Consider the following 958-nt stretch of genomic DNA (forward strand, 5'->3'; position numbering starts at 1 on the left):
AACCCGAAGCAAGTTTTAGATAGTCTTGATAGTGACGAGACTCCGACTTGAGCAAAGAAATATAAAAGTCCTTTAACTCATCGTCTAGCAAGGGCGCTGTCTTGGCAAAGCGCTCGCAGGAGCGCGCTTCAATAAATGCGCCAATGATCAGTAGATCAATCACACGGTCAGGATCTTGTTTTCGGACAGAATCTCTAAGCCTTGCTGCATAGCGTGATGCCGTCATGTGACCGTATGCCAGTTTACGTTTTTTGATAAATTTCATTACCTGTTCGAAATGCCTGAGCTCTTCACGAGCCAAGCGAGACATCTTCATCAGCAAGTCTGGATTACCCGGATAACGGTGAATCAGGTTAAGCGCTGTCATTGCTGCTTTCTTCTCACAGTGAGCGTGATCCAGCAGCATGATATCCTGATTAGCCAGGGCATTTTCGACCCAAAGGTCAGGGGTTTCACAGCCAAGAAAGCTATATATTTCACTTAAGTCCTGGTTTATCTCACTCACAAACATTACTCACTGATATCTTCATCTAAATTTAAAAATTCTTTCATAGCACACCAAGACGCTAGCTTATCCTCTTTCGACATGGCTGCATTGGCAGGACTGGTCGAAGGTAAGTTCAGGGTTGTATCAGGAGTAACTGAAACGCCGATAAACTTCTTGTACAACTTGGCTGCAGCCTGACCGTTAAACGCAATCAGCTTAATACTCGGGTTCTGTTCAAGCATGCCTTGAATATCATTCGCCTTCATAGTGGACTGGTCGATATTCGAATCCAGACTTCCTGGGCGGTAGCATGAATGAGCGACATCCCAAATCGCGATACCGCAGCGTTTAGCCTCTTCCAGGCGTTGCACATAAGGCAAGGCCAGGTCAAAACTGCATAGTTGCGCCAATATCCACCAGAAGGCATTGCGAGGATGTCCGTAGTATTGCTGCTCTTGCAGGGATTTAACA

General features: G+C 45.9%; 2 protein-coding genes. Both read right to left on the reverse strand.

The features are described 5' to 3' along the window. A partial coding sequence (locus A3735_RS01735) for a tRNA-(ms[2]io[6]A)-hydroxylase (RefSeq protein WP_231882335.1) occupies window positions 1–505 on the reverse strand: 505 nt, incomplete at its 3' end. A gap of 5 nt (window positions 506–510) precedes the next feature. Further along, window positions 511–958, reverse strand: a 448-nt coding sequence (locus A3735_RS01740) for a DNA-deoxyinosine glycosylase (RefSeq protein WP_068637465.1), incomplete at its 5' end; no start/stop codon positions are given.

This window comes from Oleiphilus sp. HI0061 (genome assembly GCF_001635675.1).